Genomic DNA, 20,920 nt, shown 5'->3' with positions numbered 1-20,920 from the left:
TGGCTCAATTTGAGCCCAGCTCAAAAGGCAAAATTATGACTACAGATACGATTGTCGCTCAAGCGACCGCGCCTGGTCGTGGCGGTGTCGGTATTATTCGAGTATCAGGCCCTAAAGCCAACCAAGTGGCGTTAGAAGTCACGGGTAAGACACTAAAGCCCCGCTATGCAGAGTACCTGCCGTTTAAGTCAGAAGATGGCACTGTGCTTGATCAGGGCATCGCTCTGTACTTCCCTAACCCGCACTCATTTACAGGTGAAGACGTACTTGAGCTGCAAGGCCATGGCGGCCCCGTCGTGATGGATATGCTGATAAAACGCATTCTAGGTATTGATGGTATTCGAGCAGCTCGCCCTGGTGAGTTCTCTGAACGCGCGTTCCTGAACGATAAACTCGACCTCGCTCAAGCAGAAGCAATTGCAGACCTCATTGATGCAAGTTCTGAAGAAGCAGCAAAATCGGCGTTGCAATCCTTACAGGGCGCCTTTTCAGGGCGCATTAATACCTTAGTTGAGTCGCTGATTCATTTGCGTATCTATGTTGAGGCAGCCATCGACTTCCCAGAAGAAGAAATCGACTTTTTGGCCGACGGTAAAGTGGCTGGTGACCTACAAGCCATCATCGACAACCTAGATGCGGTGCGTAAAGAAGCCAACCAAGGCGCGATCATGCGTGAAGGGATGAAAGTCGTGATTGCAGGCCGTCCAAATGCGGGCAAATCAAGCCTACTGAACGCGCTATCAGGCAAAGAGTCTGCAATCGTAACCGACATCGCAGGTACCACGCGTGACGTCCTGCGTGAGCATATCCACATTGATGGAATGCCACTGCACATCATTGATACAGCAGGTCTGCGTGATGCCTCCGACGAAGTCGAGAAAATCGGTATCGAGCGCGCGTGGGATGAAATCGCTCAAGCAGACCGCGTCTTGTTCATGGTGGATGGCACCACAACCGATGCCACCGATCCGAAAGATATCTGGCCAGACTTTGTGGATCGCCTACCCGACAATATCGGCATAACCGTGATCCGAAACAAAGCGGATCAAACGGGTGAAGAAATGGGGATCTGCCACGTCAATAACCCTACCCTCATCCGCTTGTCAGCGAAAACTGGTGCAGGAGTTGAAGCTCTGCGTGAACACCTCAAAGAATGCATGGGCTTCTCTGGCAACAGTGAGGGTGGCTTTATGGCTCGTCGCCGTCACCTCGATGCGTTGGAACGCGCCGCACAGCACCTTCAAATAGGCCAAGAACAGCTTGAAGGCTATATGGCTGGTGAGATACTGGCAGAAGAGCTGCGCATCACCCAACAGCATCTCAACGAGATTACCGGCGAGTTCAGTTCTGACGACTTACTGGGCCGAATCTTCTCTTCATTCTGTATCGGGAAGTAAATAATCGAACGCGCGGTGCTGAGCTTAACTCACACCGCGTTTCTTTTTGTACGGCAAGCCATCCATGAGCTTTAGCCGTCGCATTCAATAAGGAAGAAGTATGATCCACATTATTACAGGCAGCACGCTAGGTGGCGCAGAATACGTAGGGGATCACCTGAGTGATCTACTCAACGAGAATGGATTTGAAACAACGATCCACAATCAGCCATCCCTTGATGAGATCGAAAATCAAGGAACGTGGTTGGTGATCACCTCAACCCATGGGGCTGGTGAGTACCCTGATAATATTCAACCTTTTATCGCGGCATTACAAAATACCCCGCCGAAAATGACCGACGTAAAGTTCGCAGTGATTGCGATTGGTGATTCAAGCTATGATACGTTCTGCGCCGCTGGTCAACACGCTTATGATTTACTAGAGGACATTGGTGCCACACCGCTCGCTGATTGTCTTAAGATTGATGTACTAAGCCATGCTGTACCCGAAGACGCCGCAGAGGCATGGTTAAAAGAAAATATCGGACGCTTTTAAGCTCCCCGCTTTCCCTTCAACAGAGTCGAAATTCGGCTCTGTTTTCCCCAATGTGAATAACTCCCGTCAAATTATTTTGTTTAACTGCTCAAAAACCAACCAAACAAGCTGTGGATAACTACGATAAGATCCAGTGATTTTCCTTTAGTTATCCCAATAACAACTTTGATCAATTTTACCCCCTGTGTATAACTACCACTTTTGATCCCAGGTAATCCTCGATCTGATCCAATCATGATCACAAGATATGATCCAAAGAAGATCCATGATCTTGTTGATCATTTTTAGGTTATCCACAGAAACAGTCGATCCTAATAGTAGATCTAATAAAAGATCATATATATAGATCTTATATATATTTATCTTGAAGCTTAAAACGGATAAAACGAGAAAACGTTTTTCTCTGTGGCATAAAGCAGGTAAAATACTGCTCCTTTATCTGTCCATTAAATCCCTTTGAATACCTGAGGTCAGTTCATGCTTTATCACGAAAACTTTGACGTCATTGTTGTCGGTGGCGGACACGCAGGAACGGAAGCCGCGCTCGCATCTGCACGCACAGGACAAAAAACGCTTCTCCTTACCCATAACATCGATACATTAGGCCAGATGTCTTGTAACCCGGCGATTGGTGGTATTGGTAAAGGTCACTTAGTAAAAGAAGTGGATGCTATGGGCGGTTTGATGGCTGAAGCCATCGACCATGCAGGTATTCAATTCCGTACACTAAATGCCTCCAAAGGTCCTGCAGTTCGAGCGACTCGAGCTCAAGCGGATCGTGCTCTGTACAAAGCGTACGTCCGTAACGCATTAGAAAATGCACCTAACTTAACGCTGTTCCAGCAGTCAGTGGATGATCTGATTGTTGAGCAAGACCGCGCGGTTGGCGTGGTGACTCAAATGGGACTTCGCTTCCATGCGAAAGCCGTCGTACTAACGGTAGGTACGTTTCTTGGTGGTAAGATCCACATTGGCATGGAGAGCTCTTCAGGCGGACGTGCAGGAGATCCACCGTCGATCGCATTAGCGGATCGATTACGTGAACTGCCATTCCGTGTGGATCGTTTAAAAACGGGTACCCCACCGCGCATTGATGCTCGCACCGTTGATTTTTCAGTGCTTGAAGCTCAGCACGGTGATAACCCTACCCCTGTATTTTCATTCATGGGTAAACGCGAACAACACCCGCGTCAGATCCCATGTTTTATTACGCACACCAATGAGCAAACGCACGACGTGATCCGTAGCAACTTGGATCGCAGTCCGATGTACGCGGGTGTGATTGAAGGCATTGGTCCGCGTTACTGCCCGTCGATTGAAGACAAAGTGATGCGTTTTGCGGATAAAAATAGCCACCAAATCTTCATTGAGCCAGAAGGTTTAACGACGCACGAGCTATACCCTAACGGTATCTCGACTAGCTTGCCATTTGATGTGCAAGTACAAATCGTTCGCTCAATGAAAGGTTTTGAAAATGCGCATATCGTTCGTCCTGGTTATGCGATTGAATACGATTTCTTCGATCCACGTGATTTGAAGCAAACGTACGAAACCAAGTTTATTCATGGTCTGTTCTTTGCTGGTCAGATTAATGGTACGACTGGCTACGAAGAAGCCGCAGCGCAAGGCTTGATGGCCGGTCTAAACGCAAGCTTGTACAGCCAAGACAAAGAAGGCTGGAGCCCACGTCGTGACCAAGCTTACATGGGCGTATTGATTGATGATTTATCGACCATGGGTACCAAAGAACCTTACCGCATGTTCACTTCTCGTGCGGAATACCGCTTGTTGCTACGTGAAGATAACGCCGATTTACGTTTAACGGAAAAAGCACGCGAGTTAGGCTTGATTGACGATGTTCGTTGGGCTCGCTTTAACGAGAAACTCAATAACATGGAAACGGAACGTCAGCGTTTGAAATCAACGTGGATGAATCCGAAATCAGAAGGCGTTGATGAGCTGAACAAGCTGCTGAAAACCCCAATGGCACGTGAAGCGAGTGGTGAGGATCTTCTGCGTCGTCCAGAGATCACTTATTCGCAACTGACGCAACTTGAAGCGTTTGCTCCTGCACTTGAAGATCAGCAAGCGGCGGAGCAAGTTGAAATTCAAGTAAAATACGATGGTTACATCAAGCGTCAGCAGGAAGAGATCGAAAAATCATTGCGTCACGAAAATACCAAGTTACCTGCTGATTTGGATTACCGCGATGTAAAAGGTTTATCAAACGAAGTCGTTGCTAAATTGAGTGAGGCCAAACCAGAGAGCATCGGTATTGCATCGCGCATTTCTGGTATTACGCCTGCAGCAATCTCTATTCTTCTTGTTCACTTGAAAAAGCATGGTTTGCTGAAGAAAGGTGAGGAAGAATAAAATGAGCGCATTGCGAACAAAACTGGATTCACTGATCGCGAAAACCGATTTAGAAGTGTCAGAGCAACAAAGAGAGCAATTGGTCGGTTACGTCGAACTGCTCGACAAGTGGAACAAAGCGTACAACTTAACGTCGGTGCGCGATCCGCTTGATATGTTAGTGAAACATATTCTTGATAGCATCGTGGTGAGCACACACCTGCCCGGTGAGCGCTTTATTGATGTTGGTACTGGTCCGGGCTTACCGGGCATACCTTTGGCAATCATGAACCCTGAGAAGACCTTCTTCTTGCTCGACAGTCTTGGCAAACGCATCCGTTTTATCAAGCAAGTCGTGCACACATTAGGGCTGAAAAACGTGATACCAATTCAAAGTCGCGTCGAAGAATTCCAACCTGAAGAAAAATTTGATGGCGTTTTGAGTCGAGCTTTTGCTTCAATGACAGACATGGTGGAATGGTGCCACCATTTGCCGAAACAAGAGCATGGGGTGTTTCTAGCGCTGAAAGGACAGCACCCTAAAGATGAAATGGATCAGCTTCCTGAATGGTGCAGTGTGACAGAGATCATATCTTTAGCTGTTCCTGAGTTGGAAGGTGATCGTCATCTAGTAATCTTATCGCGCAAGGAAAATTAGCGAGGTAATCGTGGGTAAAATTGTAGCAATCGCCAACCAGAAAGGTGGGGTCGGCAAAACAACAACGTGCATTAACTTAGCGGCTTCGATGGCGGCAACAAAGCGCAAGGTTTTGGTGATCGATCTCGACCCGCAAGGCAATGCTACGATGGCCAGTGGCGTGGATAAATATATGGTCGATGCCACCGCATACGATCTTTTGGTCGAAGATACACCGTTCGATCAAGTCGTTTGTACCCAAACCACAGGGAAGTATGATTTGATCGCGGCGAACGGAGACGTAACCGCGGCAGAGATCAAATTGATGGAAGTGTTCGCTCGCGAAGTGCGTTTAAAAAATGCATTGTCGTCAGTTCGCGATAACTATGATTTCATCTTTATTGATTGTCCTCCTTCTCTAAACCTTCTTACAATCAATGCGATGGCGGCAGCTGATTCTGTGCTGGTGCCGATGCAATGTGAATACTTTGCGTTAGAAGGTTTAACTGCTCTTATGGACACAATCAGCAAGTTAGCGGCTGTGGTTAATGAAAACCTCAAAATCGAAGGTTTACTGCGTACTATGTACGACCCGCGCAACCGCCTATCGAATGAAGTGTCCGATCAACTTAAAAAACACTTTGGCAATAAAGTTTACCGTACCGTCATTCCGCGTAATGTGCGTTTGGCTGAAGCGCCAAGTCACGGTAAACCAGCGATGTACTACGATAAGTACTCTGCAGGGGCCAAAGCGTATCTTGCTCTAGCGGGCGAAATGCTCCGCCGCGAAGAAATCCCAGTTTAACTCTAACCTAAGGAATTCAATCCCATGTCTAAGCGTGGTCTCGGAAAAGGACTGGATGCGTTATTGTCGACCAGTTCGTTTGCTCGTGAAAAACAGCATATTGCATCGCATAGCCAAGAATTATCGGCAGACGGTGAGTTAACCGACTTAGCGATTGGTCAATTGCAACCGGGCGTATACCAACCGCGTAAAGATATGGCGCCTGAAGCGCTAGAAGAATTAGCGGCTTCGATTCAGTCACAAGGCATTATTCAGCCAATCGTGGTTCGCCAGGTTGAAAGTGGTCAGTTTGAGATCATCGCGGGTGAGCGCCGCTGGCGTGCGGCAAGGCAGGCTGGTTTAAAACGTGTGCCGTGTTTGGTGAAGAAAGTCGAAGATCGCGCGGCGATTGCCATGGCGTTGATTGAGAACATTCAACGTGAAGACTTGAATGTGATTGAAGAAGCACAAGCGCTTGAGCGCTTACAAGACGAATTTACGCTTACGCATCAACAAGTCGCAGAAGTGATTGGTAAGTCGAGAACGACGGTCAGTAACTTGTTACGTTTAAACCAGCTTGAGTCCGATGTGAAAAGCTTGGTTGCGGATAAATTGCTAGAAATGGGTCATGCGCGAGCGCTATTGGCCTTGCAGGGTGAGAAGCAGGTTGAGGTTGCTCAACAAGTCGCGAAAAAGCAAATGACTGTTCGCCAAACCGAACAGTTAGTAAAAAAGTGCTTAGCCCCACAAAATGAGCAAAAAGGGCAACAAGAAGATACCGAAGCTGAGCAAATGTCGCATAAATTGAGTCAGCTGCTTGATGCAAAAGTTTCTCTGACCCGTTCTGCAAACGGAAAAGCGAAATTAACGATAAGTATTGATGAGCCTCACAAATTGGACCAACTAATTGCCAAGCTTGAGGCCTAGATGAGATAATTGATTTAGGTCAATTAATCTAATTAATCGAATTTTGTGCGAAAGTTGTCGTTTTGTAAACAAAACTGTAAGTTTTTGATGCAATCGAATTGCTTTACGTTGAACTGAACGTATAATTTTCGCCAATTTCCCAGCACAGAGAGTTTAGTGCGAAGTGGATATTACTAGAGGTACGAATACATGGTAGCTGCGTTAGCTAGACCAGGACGAGAGCTCGCAAGGCAATTGTTAATGATCCAGTCTGGCGCGGTTATTTTTGTGGCAGCAGGAATGGCGGTAGCCATAAATCCTGACTGGGGATTTTCAGCGCTGATTGGCGGAGGCATTTTTGTTGTTGCCAATGCAGTATTCGCGCTGTGTGCTTTCATGTTTAGTGGGGCTCGCGCTGCCAAGCGCATCGCGGCTTCCTTCTATACGGGTGAAGTACTGAAAATTCTCATCACGGTTGCACTGTTCTATGTTGCCTACATGTATATGCAGGTGGAACTTGTTCCCCTCAAACTAACCTATTTGCTGGTACTAGGTATTAATATCTGTGCACCAGTGCTATTCATTAACAACAAAAAATAGGATGAGTTATGGCTGCGCCAGGTGAAGCGCTAACATCGTCCGGTTACATTGCCCACCACCTTTCTAACCTATCGCTGTATAAGTTGGGTTTAGTAGGGTCGGAGACAAGTTTCTGGAACGTACATATCGATAGCCTGTTTTTTTCTTGGTTTACTGGTTTAATCTTCCTCGGAATTTTTTACAAAGTAGCGAAGAGAACAACAGCGGGTGTACCGGGTAAGCTTCAGTGTGCTGTAGAAATGATCGTTGAATTTGTCGCCGATAACGTCAAAGACACGTTCCATGGACGCAACCCACTGATCGCGCCTTTAGCACTGACTATCTTTTGTTGGGTATTTTTGATGAACGTGATGGACTTAGTTCCTATCGACTTCTTACCGTACCCAGCAGAACATTGGCTAGGTATCCCTTACCTTAAGGTTGTACCGTCTGCTGATGTGAATATCACCATGGCTATGGCTCTAGGCGTTTTTGCATTGATGATTTACTACAGCATCAAAGTGAAAGGTCTAGGTGGATTCGCAAAAGAACTTGCACTACATCCATTCAATCACCCACTTATGATTCCGTTTAACCTACTGATTGAAGTGGTATCGCTATTGGCGAAACCTCTATCACTTGGTATGCGTCTATTCGGTAACATGTTCGCGGGTGAGGTTGTATTCATTCTTTGTGCGGCAATGCTACCATGGTACTTACAATGGATGGGTTCACTACCGTGGGCAATCTTCCATATCTTGGTTATTACGATTCAAGCCTTCGTATTCATGATGTTGACAATTGTTTACCTGTCAATGGCACACGAAGATCCTGATCATTAATTTTTTTTAAAGCTTTTTATTTGGGCACTAAGCCAACAACTATAAATTGGAGATAGTAATGGAAACTTTACTGAGCTTTTCTGCAATCGCCGTAGGTATTATCGTCGGTCTTGCTTCTCTTGGTACAGCGATTGGTTTCGCACTGCTAGGTGGTAAATTCCTAGAAGGTGCTGCACGTCAACCAGAAATGGCTCCTATGCTACAAGTTAAGATGTTCATCATCGCGGGTCTACTTGATGCGGTTCCAATGATCGGTATCGTAATCGCGCTACTATTCACTTTCGCAAACCCATTCGTTGGTCAACTAGGTTAATCACCTTTAACTCGGGACGAGCGATTAGCGCTTGTCACTGATTAACACTAAGTCCAAATAGAGGGGTAGCTGTTGTGAACATAAACGCAACTCTGCTAGGTCAAGCAATCTCGTTTGCACTATTTGTGTGGTTCTGCATGAAGTATGTATGGCCACCATTGATGAAAGCGATCGAAGAGCGTCAGAAGAAAATTGCTGATGGCCTTCAAGCAGCAGAACGTGCTGCGAAAGACTTGGATCTAGCACAAGCCAACGCTTCTGATCAATTGAAAGAAGCGAAGCGCACAGCAACTGAGATCATCGAACAAGCGAACAAGCGCAAGTCTCAAATTCTTGATGAAGCTCGCGAGGAAGCTCAGGCAGAACGCCAGAAAATCCTAGCGCAAGCAGAAGCAGAACTTGAAGCTGAACGCAATCGTGCGCGCGATGACCTGCGCAAACAAGTTGCTACTCTGGCTGTAGCTGGTGCTGAGAAAATCCTTGAGCGTTCTATCGATAAAGATGCGCAAAAAGATATTCTCGACAACATTACTGCAAAACTTTAAGTCTGGGGGCGCATATGTCTGATTTGACTACTATCGCACGCCCCTATGCTAAAGCAGCCTTCGACTTTGCTTTAGAGAAAGACCAGTTGGACCAATGGGGCCAAATGTTATCTTTTGCTGCTGAAGTGGCCAAAAACGAACAAATGAACGAACTTCTAACCGGTTCGGTTTCTGCTGATAAAATGGCAGAGATTTTTGTTGCAGTTTGCGGCGAACAAGTTGATACGCACGGTCAAAACCTTTTGAAGGTGATGGCTGAGAATGGTCGTTTAGCGGCCCTTCCTGATGTTTGCACAGAGTTTTACACTCTGAAGAAAGAGCATGAGAAAGAAATCGATGTTGAAGTCATTTCAGCAACAGAACTTTCTGATGAGCAACTTGCAAACATTGGCAGCAAACTTGAAAAGCGTCTTGAACGCAAAGTGAAGCTGAATTGCAGTGTAGATGAGACCCTACTTGGTGGGGTTATTATTCGAGCCGGAGACCTAGTCATCGATGACTCAGCGCGTGGTCGTTTGAACCGCCTGAGCGATGCATTGCAGTCTTAATGGGGATTGGAGCATGCAACTTAATTCCACGGAAATTAGCGATCTAATCAAACAACGCATCGAATCTTTCGAAGTTGTTAGTGAAGCTCGCAACGAGGGTACTATCGTATCGGTAAGCGATGGTATCATCCGCATCCACGGCCTAGCGGACGTGATGCAAGGTGAAATGATTGAATTACCGGGTGGCCGTTATGCACTGGCACTTAACCTTGAGCGTGACTCGGTTGGTGCGGTTGTAATGGGCCCATATGCTGACCTTAAGGAAGGCATGAAAGTTACAGGTACTGGCCGCATTCTTGAAGTGCCAGTTGGTCCAGAGCTACTAGGCCGCGTAGTAAACACGCTGGGTGAGCCTATCGATGGTAAAGGTCCAATCGAAGCGAAAATGACTTCGCCTGTAGAAGTGATCGCACCAGGTGTAATCGACCGTAAATCGGTAGACCAACCTGTGCAAACTGGTTATAAGTCAGTTGACTCAATGATCCCAATCGGTCGTGGTCAGCGTGAGCTTATTATCGGTGACCGTCAGATTGGTAAAACAGCACTGGCGATCGATGCGATCATCAACCAGAAAGACTCTGGTATTTTCTCTATCTACGTAGCAATTGGTCAGAAAGCATCGACTATCGCTAACGTAGTTCGCAAACTAGAAGAGCACGGCGCACTACAAAACACTATCGTTGTAGTTGCATCAGCTTCTGAATCTGCAGCGCTGCAATACCTAGCGCCATACGCAGGTTGTGCGATGGGTGAATACTTCCGCGATCGCGGTGAAGACGCACTGATTGTTTACGATGACCTATCTAAGCAAGCGGTAGCTTACCGTCAGATCTCTCTACTACTTAAACGTCCACCAGGCCGTGAGGCATTCCCAGGTGACGTATTCTACTTACACTCGCGTCTACTAGAGCGTGCAGCTCGTGTAAACGAAGAGTACGTAGAGCGTTTCACTAACGGTGAAGTGAAAGGTAAGACTGGTTCATTGACTGCTCTTCCTATCATCGAAACTCAAGCAGGTGACGTTTCAGCATTCGTACCGACTAACGTAATCTCGATTACCGATGGTCAGATCTTCCTACAAACTGAGCTATTCAACGCCGGTGTTCGTCCAGCTGTTGACCCAGGTATCTCAGTATCTCGTGTAGGTGGTTCAGCTCAGACGAAAATCATCAAGAAACTATCAGGTGGTATCCGTACAGCACTAGCTGCGTACCGCGAACTAGCTGCATTTGCTCAGTTCTCTTCTGACCTTGATGAAGCAACGAAGAAACAGCTAGACCATGGTCAAAAAGTAACAGAACTAATGAAGCAGAAGCAGTACGCTCCAATGTCTGTATTTGACCAAGCTCTAACTATCTTCGCGGCAGAGCGCGGTTACCTTGATGATGTAGAACTTAACAAAGTTCTAGATTTCGAGGCGGCTCTACTATCGTACGCTCGCGGTCAATACGCTGAACTAGCAGCTGAGATCGACAAGTCTGGCGCTTACAACGATGAAATCGAAGCTCAGTTGAAGAAACTGACTGACGACTTCAAAGCAACCCAAACTTGGTAATTAGGTCGGTGGCAGTTTCTGCCACCAACTAACGGAGAGTAACGATGGCCGGCGCAAAAGAGATACGTAATAAAATCGGTAGTGTTAAAAGCACGCAGAAAATTACGAAAGCGATGGAAATGGTAGCAGCTTCAAAAATGCGTCGTTCTCAAGATGCAATGGAAGCTTCTCGTCCATACGCTGAAACAATGCGTAAAGTGATCGGTCATGTGGCTAACGCAAACCTAGAGTACCGTCATCCGTACCTAGAAGAGCGTGAAGCTAAACGTGTTGGTTACATCATCGTTTCGACAGACCGTGGTCTGTGTGGTGGTTTGAACATTAACGTGTTCAAAAAAGCCGTTACAGACATGCAAGCATGGAGAGAGAAAGGTGCTGAGATTGAGCTTGCCGTTGTTGGCTCAAAAGCAACAGCTTTCTTTAAACATGGTGGCGCAAAAGTTGCGGCACAGGTTTCTGGCCTGGGTGATAACCCAAGCTTAGAAGACCTAATCGGTTCTGTTGGCGTAATGCTGAAGAAATACGATGAAGGTGAACTGGACCGTCTATACGTAGTATTCAACAAGTTTGTAAATACTATGGTTCAGCAACCAACGATCGATCAATTGCTACCTTTGCCTAAATCGGACAGCGAAGAGATGCAGCGTGAGCACTCATGGGACTACATCTATGAGCCTGAGCCAAAACCTCTACTGGATACGCTACTAGTGCGTTACGTAGAGTCTCAGGTATACCAAGGTGTGGTTGAGAACCTTGCTTGTGAACAAGCGGCTCGAATGATTGCGATGAAGGCTGCAACGGATAACGCAACCAACTTGATTGACGATTTGGAACTTGTGTACAACAAAGCCCGTCAGGCTGCGATCACACAAGAACTATCGGAAATCGTTGGTGGTGCAGCTGCGGTTTAAGCTTAGGTAAAACGAAATAGTTTAGAGGATTAACGATGGCTACAGGTAAGATCGTACAGATCATCGGTGCGGTAGTCGACGTAGAGTTCCCACAGAGCAATGTACCTAGTGTATATGACGCTCTAAACGTAACGGACTCAAAAGAGCGTCTAGTTCTTGAAGTTCAACAACAGCTAGGCGGTGGCGTAGTTCGTTGTATCGTAATGGGTAGCTCTGATGGTTTACGTCGTGGAGTTGAAGTGGTTAACACTGGCGCTCCAATTTCAGTACCAGTCGGTACTAAAACTCTAGGTCGTATCATGAACGTCCTAGGTGACGCGATTGATGAGCGTGGTGAAGTGGGCGCGGAAGAGGTTTACTCTATCCACCGCAGCGCACCAAGCTACGAAGAACAATCAAACGAGATCGCACTTCTAGAAACGGGCGTTAAAGTAATCGACCTAATTTGTCCATTCGCTAAGGGTGGTAAAATCGGTCTATTCGGTGGTGCTGGTGTAGGTAAGACCGTTAACATGATGGAACTTATCAACAACATCGCACTACAGCACTCAGGTCTATCCGTATTTGCGGGTGTTGGTGAGCGTACTCGTGAAGGTAACGATTTCTACTACGAGATGCAGGAAGCGGGCGTTGTAAACGTTGAGAAGCCTGAAGAATCTAAAGTAGCAATGGTTTACGGTCAGATGAACGAGCCACCAGGTAACCGTCTACGTGTTGCACTGACTGGTCTAACAATGGCAGAACGTTTCCGTGACGAAGGTCGTGACGTACTACTGTTCATTGATAACATCTACCGTTACACACTTGCAGGTACAGAGGTATCGGCACTGCTAGGTCGTATGCCTTCTGCGGTAGGTTACCAGCCAACTCTTGCAGAAGAGATGGGTGTACTTCAGGAGCGTATCACGTCAACGAAATCAGGTTCTATCACGTCTGTACAGGCGGTATACGTACCTGCGGATGACTTGACTGACCCGTCTCCAGCGACAACGTTCGCGCACTTGGATGCAACGGTTGTACTTAACCGTAACATCGCTGCAATGGGTCTATACCCTGCGATCGACCCACTAGATTCAACATCTCGTATGCTTGATCCACTAGTAGTTGGTCAAGATCACTACGAAGTTGCTCGTGGCGTTCAGCAGACACTTCAGCGCTACAAAGAGCTGAAAGACATCATTGCTATCCTAGGTATGGACGAGCTATCTGAAGAAGATAAGCAAGTTGTATCTCGTGCACGTAAGATTGAGCGTTTCCTAACTCAGCCTTACCACGTAGCAGAAGTATTTACAGGTGACCCTGGTATTTACGTACCTCTAAAAGAGACTCTACGTGGCTTTAAAGGTCTACTAGCTGGTGAATACGACGACATTCCTGAGCAGGCATTCATGTACTGCGGTAGCATCGACGATGCTATTGAGAATGCGAAGAAGCTATAAGGCTAACTAGGAGGCGATATGGCAGCAATAACCTTTCACCTAGACGTAGTAAGCGCTGAGAAGAAAATCTTCTCTGGTCGTGTTGAAACGTTTCAGGTGACCGGTAGCGAAGGTGAACTTGGTATTTTCCATGGTCACACACCGCTGCTGACCGCTATCAAGCCTGGTATGGTGCGTATTGTGAAACAGCACGGCCACGAAGAAATCATTTATGTTTCTGGTGGTATGGTAGAGATTCAGCCTGGTACAGCGACTGTACTGGCTGATACCGCTATCCGTGGTGAAGAGCTAGACGCAGCGAAGGCAGAAGAAGCCAAGCGCCGCGCTGAGGAGCAAATCCAGAATCAGCATGGTGACATGGACTTCGCACAAGCGGCCAGTGAACTGGCTAAAGCCATTGCTCAGCTACGAGTTATCGAGCTGACAAAAAAGCGTCGCTAAGCTCAATTAGCAACGTTGCATGACAAAAGGCGGCCAAATGGTCGCCTTTTTGATTAATTTTAGTTGGAAATTTACCTTACTCCATTAACTATTTTAAAAGAGCTGTTTAAAATAACGGCCAATTAACATAAAACGTCAATAGGTTATCAATGAAATTCAGTGCTGTGATTCTTGCTGCGGGTAAAGGTACCCGTATGCATTCGAACATGCCTAAAGTGCTACACACTTTGGCAGGGAAGCCAATGGCAAAACATGTGATTGATACATGTACTGGTCTTGGTGCACAAAATATTCACTTAGTATTTGGTCACGGTGGTGATCAAATGCAAACCACTCTTGCTGAAGAGCCAGTAAACTGGGTGCTGCAAGCGGATCAGTTGGGGACTGGCCATGCAGTTGACCAAGCATCTCCTCGCTTCGAAGACGATGAGAAAATCCTCGTGCTTTATGGTGATGTGCCATTAATCTCAGCTGAAACCATCGAGAACTTGTTGGATGCTCAACCAACTGGTGGTATTGCACTGCTTACAGTGATGCTTGATAACCCAACAGGTTATGGTCGTATTATTCGTAAAAATGGTCCTGTTGTTGCGATCGTTGAGCAAAAAGATGCAACGGAAGAACAAAAACAAATTAAAGAGATCAACACGGGTGTCATGGTTGCGACCGGTGGGGATCTTAAGCGTTGGTTGTCTGGCTTAAACAACAACAACGCGCAAGGCGAGTACTACCTAACTGACGTTATTGCAGCCGCACACGATGAAGGTCGCGCCGTTGAAGCAGTACACCCAGTCAATGCCATTGAGGTGGAAGGGGTCAACGACCGCGCACAGCTTGCTCGTTTAGAGCGTGCTTTCCAATCAATGCAAGCTCAGAAGCTACTAGAGCAAGGTGTGATGCTACGCGACCCAGCACGCTTTGATTTGCGTGGTGAGTTGCAGTGCGGTATGGACTGTGAAATTGACGTGAATGTTATCATCGAAGGTAAAGTATCACTCGGTGATAACGTGGTTATCGGTGCTGGCTGTGTACTGAAGGATTGCGAAATCGACGACAACACCATCGTTCGCCCTTACAGTGTAATTGAAGGTGCAACGGTTGGTGAAGAATGTACCGTTGGTCCATTTACTCGCCTTCGTCCTGGTGCTGAGATGCGTAACGATTCCCATGTGGGTAACTTCGTAGAAGTGAAAAATGCGCGTATCGGAGAAGGCTCAAAAGCGAACCATCTAACTTACCTTGGTGATGCTGAAATAGGTCAACGTACGAACATCGGTGCCGGCACTATCACTTGTAACTACGATGGTGCGAACAAGTTTAAGACCATCATCGGTAATGATGTATTTGTTGGTTCTGATAGCCAGCTGGTGGCTCCCGTCACTATCGCTGATGGCGCAACCATCGGTGCAGGCACGACGCTGACAAAAGATGTTGAAGAAGGCGAGTTAGTGATTACTCGCGTCAAAGAGCGCAAAATTAATGGCTGGCAACGCCCTGTAAAACAGAAATAAGCAGTACCTGCACTCTGTCGCTATATTGTCAAAGCCGCTCAACAAGAGCGGCTTTGTTGTTTCTAGCTAAAGGCTTCATCGTTAGTAACTGGGAATGGCGATGCGTTTTTCGAGCCAACGAACGGCTTGGGATACGAATAGAATGAGCAACAAGTACTCCAAAACGAGGAAGGTATAAATCTCTAGGGGTAAGTACTCATTTACCACTAGCTCATTGGCACGGCGAGTGAGATCGCTTAAACCAATCACACTGACTAAAGAGCTCATCTTGAGGATGTAGACAAATTGATTGCCCAATGGTGGGAGAATTTGTCGAAACGCTTGGGGAAGAATTACCAAGCGCATCTTTTGCCAATGGCTTAAGCCCAAAGATTCAGCCGCTTCATGCTGGCCACGACTGATGGCTTGGATTCCGCCGCGAAACACCTCCGCCATAAACGCACTCTCAGCAATGGTCAGGGCGATAACACCCGCCCAAAAGTGATTGAGTGAGACATCCAACAGCGTTGGCATGCCGTAATACACCCAAAGTAGTAAGACTAAAACAGGCACTGAACGGACTACCTCGACATAAATGCGGTTGATCCACTTCAAGTAGGGGGAGTTCGACAGAGCCGGTAGGGCGATGATTAAACCTAAGGTCATCGCAAATAACATACTGAGGAGTGATACTTGGATGGTGTCACTAAATCCGGCGATTAAAAACTTCAGATTGGTGAGTCCTTGCTCCGTAGAGGGATCGAGCACATACCAGCCCCATTGATAATCTGAGCAACCTGTGAGCAACAGCAGCGAAATCAGCCATAGAGTTCGAAAGGTCACATTTACTCCCTGAATTAACTAAAAAACTTCCATTGTTGCTGCTATGTTATCAATAGAGCTTTAATAAAGGTTAATCATTAAACCGTATAAGGTCATTATTTTTAAGGGAATAAAAATGAAAAAGATTTTACTAGCGCTAGGAATGTGTTTGCTTGCTTCGACTCAAGTCGCTCACGCTGAAAGCCGTCTTCAATCCATTTTAGACAGTGGTGTACTCCGTGTTGGAACGACGGGAGATTGGAATCCGATGACGATGAAAGACCCTGCAACCAACAGTTATCGTGGCTTTGATATCGACGTAACGACAGAGCTTGCTAAAGATCTCGGTGTAAAAGTAGAGTATGTAGCCACGGATTGGAAGACGCTAGTCAATGGCATTACCGCCAACAAATACGATATTACTGGCAGCGCGTCCCTGAATATGTCGCGCGCGAAAGTCGCTGGATACAGCCAACCGTATTTCTACCTTGCCTTTGTACCTGTTGTGCAAAAGAAAGATCTCGCCAAATTCTCTGATTGGGCAGATTTTAATACGCCTGATGTGAAAGTCGCGGCGACACTAGGAACGGTGCAAGAAAAAATGGTGAGAGAGTTTTTCCCGCTGGCTCAACACATTGTGATTGAAGCGCCAGCGCGCGACTTCCAAGAATTACTAGCTCGCAGGGCCGATGTATCGGTGACGTCCAATGTGGAAGCAGCGACGTTGGTGGACAAGTTTAAACAACTGGCGATAGTACCAGTGACCGCTCCGCGTAAACCGACACCAATTGCGATGCTGTTGCCGCAAGACGATCAAGTATGGATTAATTACATCAACCATTGGGTTGAGCTGAAAAAGACCCAAGGCTTTTTCAAGCTGACTGCCAAGAAGTGGGGGTTGAAAAGCTTATAAACCAAAAGAGCCGCATTACGCGGCTCTTTTTTATTATCTGAACAATTAAAGTTCGTCTTCACTCACTACACGAGCATTGTCTGGAGTCGTGAAGTGCTGAGACAATTCACGGTTAGATAAGATGTAACCCATCCAAAGACCACCCATACAGATGATGATTGCAACGCCCGTTACCATTTGAGCTTGGCTTGCCATTGCAGCAACTAATGCGCTTGATAGACTGCTCACAGTAATTTGTAAGCTGTTTTGCAGGCCTGCAGCTGTTGCAGGGCTTTGCTTAGCACTTGCCAACGCGCGGTTTACTACGATTGGGTATAGCGCACCATTGGCTACCGCAATTAAACAGAAAGGCGCTAGAATTGGCCAGATAGAAGACAGTTCCCATTGTGAGGCAATGAATATCATTATTGCCGCGACACTAAATAGTCCAATCAATTGACGTAGAACTTTTTCATCACCAAATTTACGAACGCCGACTTTACCCAAGTAACCACCAGCCATAAACGCGATAGTTTGTGGGATAAAGCTCAAACCAATATCTTTTGCTTCATAGCCTAGTTGCGCCATGATTTCTGGCATACCAGTTAGGTAAGCAAAGAATGCAGCCGAAGCCGTCGCAAACATAAACACGTTGCCAAGGTATTTTTTAGAACTCAGCAGCGCTTTGATGTCGGCAGACATACTGGTTTGTTTGATTTCTGCTTTCTCGTCTTTTTGGGCCATTGTCGCAAAGACCAAGAAGACACCAACTAGTGTCAGCGTAATAAAGATACTGTGCCAGCCGAAGTTATCTGCCAACACTACCCCTAATTGAGGTGCTAGTGCTGGTGATAGCGCGACTAACGGCATGATCGTTGCGAAAATTTGCTGACTGCTGCTTGAGTAGCGTTTAATGACCATGGCTTGCCAGATCACGGCTGGTGCACATACACCGATAGCTTGGATAAAGCGCAGTGTCAGTAGTTGCCATACTTGGTCACAGAAAGCCAAACCGAATGACGCGATAGTAAACAGCACTAACCCGGCCGCGAGTGTATTGCGGTGGCCAAATTTATCGGATGCCAATCCCCACATTAGCTGGCCAACCGCCATACCAACTAGGAATACTGTTAAAGAGAGCGCTATTTGCTCAGGGCCTGTTGCAAAGTCGATTTCCATCGCTTTGAATGCTGGCAGATACATATCGGTAGCAACGAAGCCAAGCATCGATAATGCTGCCAGATAAATGAGCTGTAGTTTTGATATTTTCATGATTCAACCAGTCAAATTATTTAATCATTTTTTAATCAACATCAGTTGGCGCCAACCCTGATTTATTTACCTTATTATTCTATTTTTCGATTTTAAGAAAATAAAACGCTAAAATTGTTGGTTATCAATCAAATTTTTTGAAAGGTTAAATCATGTTCTCTAAAGCGTCTCTGGAAATGCTGGATACGGTTGCCCGTTTAGGCAGTTTCACCGCTGCGGCTGAGGTGCTGCATAAAGTCCCTTCAGCCATCAGTTATGGAGTAAGGCAGGTCGAGCAAGATTTAGATGTGGTGCTGTTTCGACGCTTACCGAGGAAAGTGGAGTTAACTCCAGCAGGTGAGCTTTTTATGGCTGAGGCTCGCTCTTTGCTGCGTCAAATGGAAGAGGTGAAAGCACAAACACGCCGAGCAGCTCAGGGATGGAAGAGCACGTTAAAGCTGACCTTAGATAACGTGGTGAAGTTAGAAAAACTCAAACCTTTGGTGGAAGACTTTTATCGCGAGTTTGAATTTGCTGAATTGCAGATCAATATGGAAGTATTTAATGGCTCTTGGGAAGCCATAGCACAAGGTAGAGCCGACATTGTCGTTGGCGCCACGTCTGCGGTTCCCGTTGGTGGAGATTTTGAAGTCAAAGATATGGGCGTATTGGATTGGGCATTTGTAATGTCTCCCGCTCATCCCTGTGTTCGCCAACAAGTGCTTACTGAAGAGTTTGTGAGTCAATTTCCGGCGATCTGCCTTGATGATACTTCGAACGTGCTGCCAAAGCGCCATACTGGCCATTACCCGCAACAACGCCGATTGTTACTACCCAACTGGTACAGTGCAATTGAATGTTTGAAAAATGGAGTTGGCGTGGGTTACATGCCACGTCATATTGCAACGCCACTGATCAATGATGGTGTGCTGGTGGAGAAGGTTATGCCAGATGATAAGCCGCTCAGTCATTGTTGCTTGGTCTGGCGCAAAGATGATAATCATAAATTGATCCAATGGATGGTGGATTACCTAGGATCGCCTAATCAACTACATCAAGATTGGTTACAGTCATAAAAAAACACCTCGCAATAGCGAGGTGTTTTATTTGATATGTTTGGAGCGTGGCGTTTTATGACAGGAAGAACTTGTAAGACGGGTTGTCTGTTTCGTCTTTGCATTGATAGCCAAGTTCGCGCAAATGTGCCGAAAACTGAGCTAAATCTCCTTCATCTAACTCGAAACCACATAAAACGCGTCCGTAGTCTGCGCCGTGGTTACGGTAGTTGAACAAGCTAATATTCCAATGGGTACCAAGAGTGCTTAAGAATTTCAGCAAGGCACCTGGGTACTCTGGAAATTCAAAGCTGTAGAGTCGCTCTTTGAGTTGCTTCGATGGCTTCCCGCCGATCATGTAGCGAACGTGTAGCTTCGCCATTTCATCGTCAGAAAGGTCAACCACCGGATAGCCACCTTCACGTAGATCGTGAATGATGTTTTCCAACTCTTCTTGACCGCCTTGCAGACGGACACCGACAAAGATATTAGCGAGTTCGTCATCGTTATAACGATAGTTAAACTCCGTAACTGCACGGCCGCCAATCAAGTTACAGAACTCAAAGAACGCTCCTTGGCGTTCAGGGATCGTCACTGCCAATAAACCTTCACGTTTTTCACCTAGCTCGCAACGTTCTGACACATAGCGTAACCCGTGGAAGTTGGTGTTTGCGCCAGACAGTACCGTGCCTAGGTTTTTGTCTTTCAGATTGTTCTGTTCAGCAAACTTTTTTAGCCCCGCCAGAGCAAGCGCACCCGAAGGTTCAGCAATCGCACGGGTATCTTCAAAGATGTCTTTTACTGCTGCGCAGATTTCATCACTGGACACTGCAATATGGCCATCAATGTACTTCTGGCACAGACGGAAAGTCTCTTCACCAATGCGCTTTACTGCAACGCCATCGGCAAACATGCTGACTTGGTCTAGTACGACAGGTTCACCTGCATCTAGCGCGGCTTTCAGACAAGATGAGTCTTCCGGCTCTACGGCAATGACTTTTATTTCTGGCATTAACTGCTTCACGAGTACCGCAACACCAGCGGCCAAACCGCCGCCACCGACAGGAACGAAGATGTAATCAAGATGACCATTTTGCTGCAGCATTTCCATACCAATGGTGCCTTGACCTGCGATCACCAGTGGGTGATCAAAGGGGGGCACAAAAGTATAGCCATATTGCTCTGACAAACGTTCGGCTTCTGCTTTTGCTTCATCAAAGTTGCTGCCGTGTAGTACCACATTGCCACCAAAGCTGCGTACGGCGTCGACTTTGATATCCGGCGTGGTCTTTGGCATCACGATGGTGGTTTTGATGCCCAGCTTAGTGCCAGACAGCGCCATGCCTTGAGCGTGATTACCTGCCGATGCTGCAATCACCCCCGCTGCTTTCTGTGCTTCAGTTAGGCTTGCCACCATGTTGTACGCACCGCGTAATTTAAATGAGTGCACGGGTTGGCGATCTTCGCGCTTGATCTGCACATTATTCCCGATACGTGCAGATAAACGAGGCATTTCTTGCAGTGGCGTCACTGTTGCGACTTCATACACCGGAGCGCGGAGGATTTGGCGCAGATAGTCTGCGCCAGTTTGATTTACTTTCTTTTCGGGTTGAGATTCCATCATTG

General features: G+C 46.7%; 21 protein-coding genes. 18 read left to right on the top strand and 3 right to left on the bottom strand.

From position 1 onward, the window contains the following. The first annotated feature begins 35 nt into the window (after window positions 1-35). From mnmE to glmU, 16 genes are all read left to right on the top strand, one after another. Complete coding sequence (gene mnmE / locus MTR11_RS00765; protein ID WP_012841264.1) at window positions 36-1,397, top strand: tRNA uridine-5-carboxymethylaminomethyl(34) synthesis GTPase MnmE; 1,362 nt, start codon at window positions 36-38, stop codon at window positions 1,395-1,397. Window positions 1,398-1,497: 100 nt separating this feature from the next. Next, entirely contained in the window at window positions 1,498-1,932 is a 435-nt protein-coding gene (mioC, locus tag MTR11_RS00760; protein ID WP_065646893.1) for an FMN-binding protein MioC, read from the top strand. Between the two features lie 477 nt (window positions 1,933-2,409). Continuing rightward, complete coding sequence (mnmG, locus tag MTR11_RS00755; RefSeq protein ID WP_047010278.1) at window positions 2,410-4,305, top strand: tRNA uridine-5-carboxymethylaminomethyl(34) synthesis enzyme MnmG; 1,896 nt, start codon at window positions 2,410-2,412, stop codon at window positions 4,303-4,305. A gap of 1 nt (window position 4,306) precedes the next feature. Beyond that, on the top strand, window positions 4,307-4,942 hold the full coding sequence (rsmG, locus tag MTR11_RS00750; protein ID WP_243326884.1) for a 16S rRNA (guanine(527)-N(7))-methyltransferase RsmG: 636 nt from the start codon (window positions 4,307-4,309) through the stop codon (window positions 4,940-4,942). A gap of 10 nt (window positions 4,943-4,952) precedes the next feature. Then, the gene (locus tag MTR11_RS00745; RefSeq protein WP_005383838.1) at window positions 4,953-5,726 is read left to right on the top strand and encodes a ParA family protein; all 774 of its coding nucleotides are present in this window, start codon (window positions 4,953-4,955) and stop codon (window positions 5,724-5,726) included. A 24-nt stretch (window positions 5,727-5,750) separates the two neighbouring features. After that, window positions 5,751-6,632, top strand: a complete 882-nt coding sequence (locus MTR11_RS00740) for a ParB/RepB/Spo0J family partition protein (RefSeq protein WP_046874588.1) — start codon at window positions 5,751-5,753, stop codon at window positions 6,630-6,632. Window positions 6,633-6,821: 189 nt separating this feature from the next. After that, window positions 6,822-7,211 carry a F0F1 ATP synthase subunit I gene (locus tag MTR11_RS00735; protein WP_005378921.1) on the top strand — a complete coding sequence of 130 codons (390 nt, stop codon included), beginning with the start codon at window positions 6,822-6,824 and terminating at the stop codon, window positions 7,209-7,211. An 8-nt stretch (window positions 7,212-7,219) separates the two neighbouring features. Next, complete coding sequence (gene atpB, locus MTR11_RS00730; RefSeq protein WP_005378922.1) at window positions 7,220-8,032, top strand: F0F1 ATP synthase subunit A; 813 nt, start codon at window positions 7,220-7,222, stop codon at window positions 8,030-8,032. A 58-nt stretch (window positions 8,033-8,090) separates the two neighbouring features. Continuing rightward, entirely contained in the window at window positions 8,091-8,345 is a 255-nt protein-coding gene (gene atpE, locus MTR11_RS00725; RefSeq protein WP_002540812.1) for a F0F1 ATP synthase subunit C, read from the top strand. Between the two features lie 74 nt (window positions 8,346-8,419). Next, the gene (gene atpF, locus MTR11_RS00720; protein ID WP_031780375.1) at window positions 8,420-8,890 is read left to right on the top strand and encodes a F0F1 ATP synthase subunit B; all 471 of its coding nucleotides are present in this window, start codon (window positions 8,420-8,422) and stop codon (window positions 8,888-8,890) included. A 14-nt stretch (window positions 8,891-8,904) separates the two neighbouring features. Further along, window positions 8,905-9,438, top strand: coding sequence for a F0F1 ATP synthase subunit delta (atpH, locus tag MTR11_RS00715; RefSeq protein ID WP_005394085.1), 534 nt, complete (start codon window positions 8,905-8,907; stop codon window positions 9,436-9,438). Window positions 9,439-9,451: 13 nt separating this feature from the next. Then, a complete protein-coding gene (gene atpA, locus MTR11_RS00710; RefSeq protein ID WP_005394084.1) occupies window positions 9,452-10,993 on the top strand; it encodes a F0F1 ATP synthase subunit alpha in 1,542 nt (513 codons plus the stop codon). Window positions 10,994-11,037: 44 nt separating this feature from the next. Continuing rightward, window positions 11,038-11,904 carry a F0F1 ATP synthase subunit gamma gene (atpG, locus tag MTR11_RS00705; RefSeq protein WP_005394082.1) on the top strand — a complete coding sequence of 289 codons (867 nt, stop codon included), beginning with the start codon at window positions 11,038-11,040 and terminating at the stop codon, window positions 11,902-11,904. 35 nt (window positions 11,905-11,939) lie between these two features. After that, entirely contained in the window at window positions 11,940-13,343 is a 1,404-nt protein-coding gene (gene atpD, locus MTR11_RS00700) for a F0F1 ATP synthase subunit beta (RefSeq protein ID WP_005383849.1), read from the top strand. An 18-nt stretch (window positions 13,344-13,361) separates the two neighbouring features. Further along, window positions 13,362-13,784 (top strand): F0F1 ATP synthase subunit epsilon, encoded by a 423-nt coding sequence (locus tag MTR11_RS00695; protein WP_005378937.1) that lies wholly within the window; start codon window positions 13,362-13,364, stop codon window positions 13,782-13,784. 149 nt (window positions 13,785-13,933) lie between these two features. Next, on the top strand, window positions 13,934-15,295 hold the full coding sequence (gene glmU, locus MTR11_RS00690) for a bifunctional UDP-N-acetylglucosamine diphosphorylase/glucosamine-1-phosphate N-acetyltransferase GlmU (protein WP_005394079.1): 1,362 nt from the start codon (window positions 13,934-13,936) through the stop codon (window positions 15,293-15,295). An 81-nt stretch (window positions 15,296-15,376) separates the two neighbouring features. Here glmU and MTR11_RS00685 read toward each other — a convergent pair whose 3' ends face one another. Then, entirely contained in the window at window positions 15,377-16,117 is a 741-nt protein-coding gene (locus MTR11_RS00685) for an amino acid ABC transporter permease (RefSeq protein WP_243326883.1), read from the bottom strand. Between the two features lie 115 nt (window positions 16,118-16,232). On the opposite strand from MTR11_RS00685, the gene MTR11_RS00680 reads away from it, so the two are divergent. Further along, window positions 16,233-17,009, top strand: coding sequence for a transporter substrate-binding domain-containing protein (locus MTR11_RS00680; protein WP_243326882.1), 777 nt, complete (start codon window positions 16,233-16,235; stop codon window positions 17,007-17,009). A gap of 45 nt (window positions 17,010-17,054) precedes the next feature. On the opposite strand, the gene punC is transcribed toward MTR11_RS00680, so the two are convergent. Then, window positions 17,055-18,260 carry a purine nucleoside transporter PunC gene (punC, locus tag MTR11_RS00675; protein ID WP_031780373.1) on the bottom strand — a complete coding sequence of 402 codons (1,206 nt, stop codon included), beginning with the start codon at window positions 18,258-18,260 and terminating at the stop codon, window positions 17,055-17,057. 152 nt (window positions 18,261-18,412) lie between these two features. Here punC and punR point away from each other — a divergent pair, with 152 nt between their 5' ends. Continuing rightward, window positions 18,413-19,315: a DNA-binding transcriptional activator PunR gene (gene punR, locus MTR11_RS00670; protein ID WP_005394068.1), complete on the top strand. Its 903-nt coding sequence runs from the start codon at window positions 18,413-18,415 to the stop codon at window positions 19,313-19,315. Between the two features lie 55 nt (window positions 19,316-19,370). Here punR and ilvA read toward each other — a convergent pair whose 3' ends face one another. Further along, complete coding sequence (gene ilvA / locus MTR11_RS00665) at window positions 19,371-20,918, bottom strand: threonine ammonia-lyase, biosynthetic (protein ID WP_243326881.1); 1,548 nt, start codon at window positions 20,916-20,918, stop codon at window positions 19,371-19,373. Window positions 20,919-20,920: the final 2 nt, after the last annotated feature.

Source organism: Vibrio sp. CCB-PB317 (assembly GCF_022808245.1).
GTDB classification, from domain to species: Bacteria; Pseudomonadota; Gammaproteobacteria; order Enterobacterales; family Vibrionaceae; genus Vibrio; species Vibrio diabolicus.
This window is presented reverse-complemented; position numbering and strand designations above follow the sequence as displayed.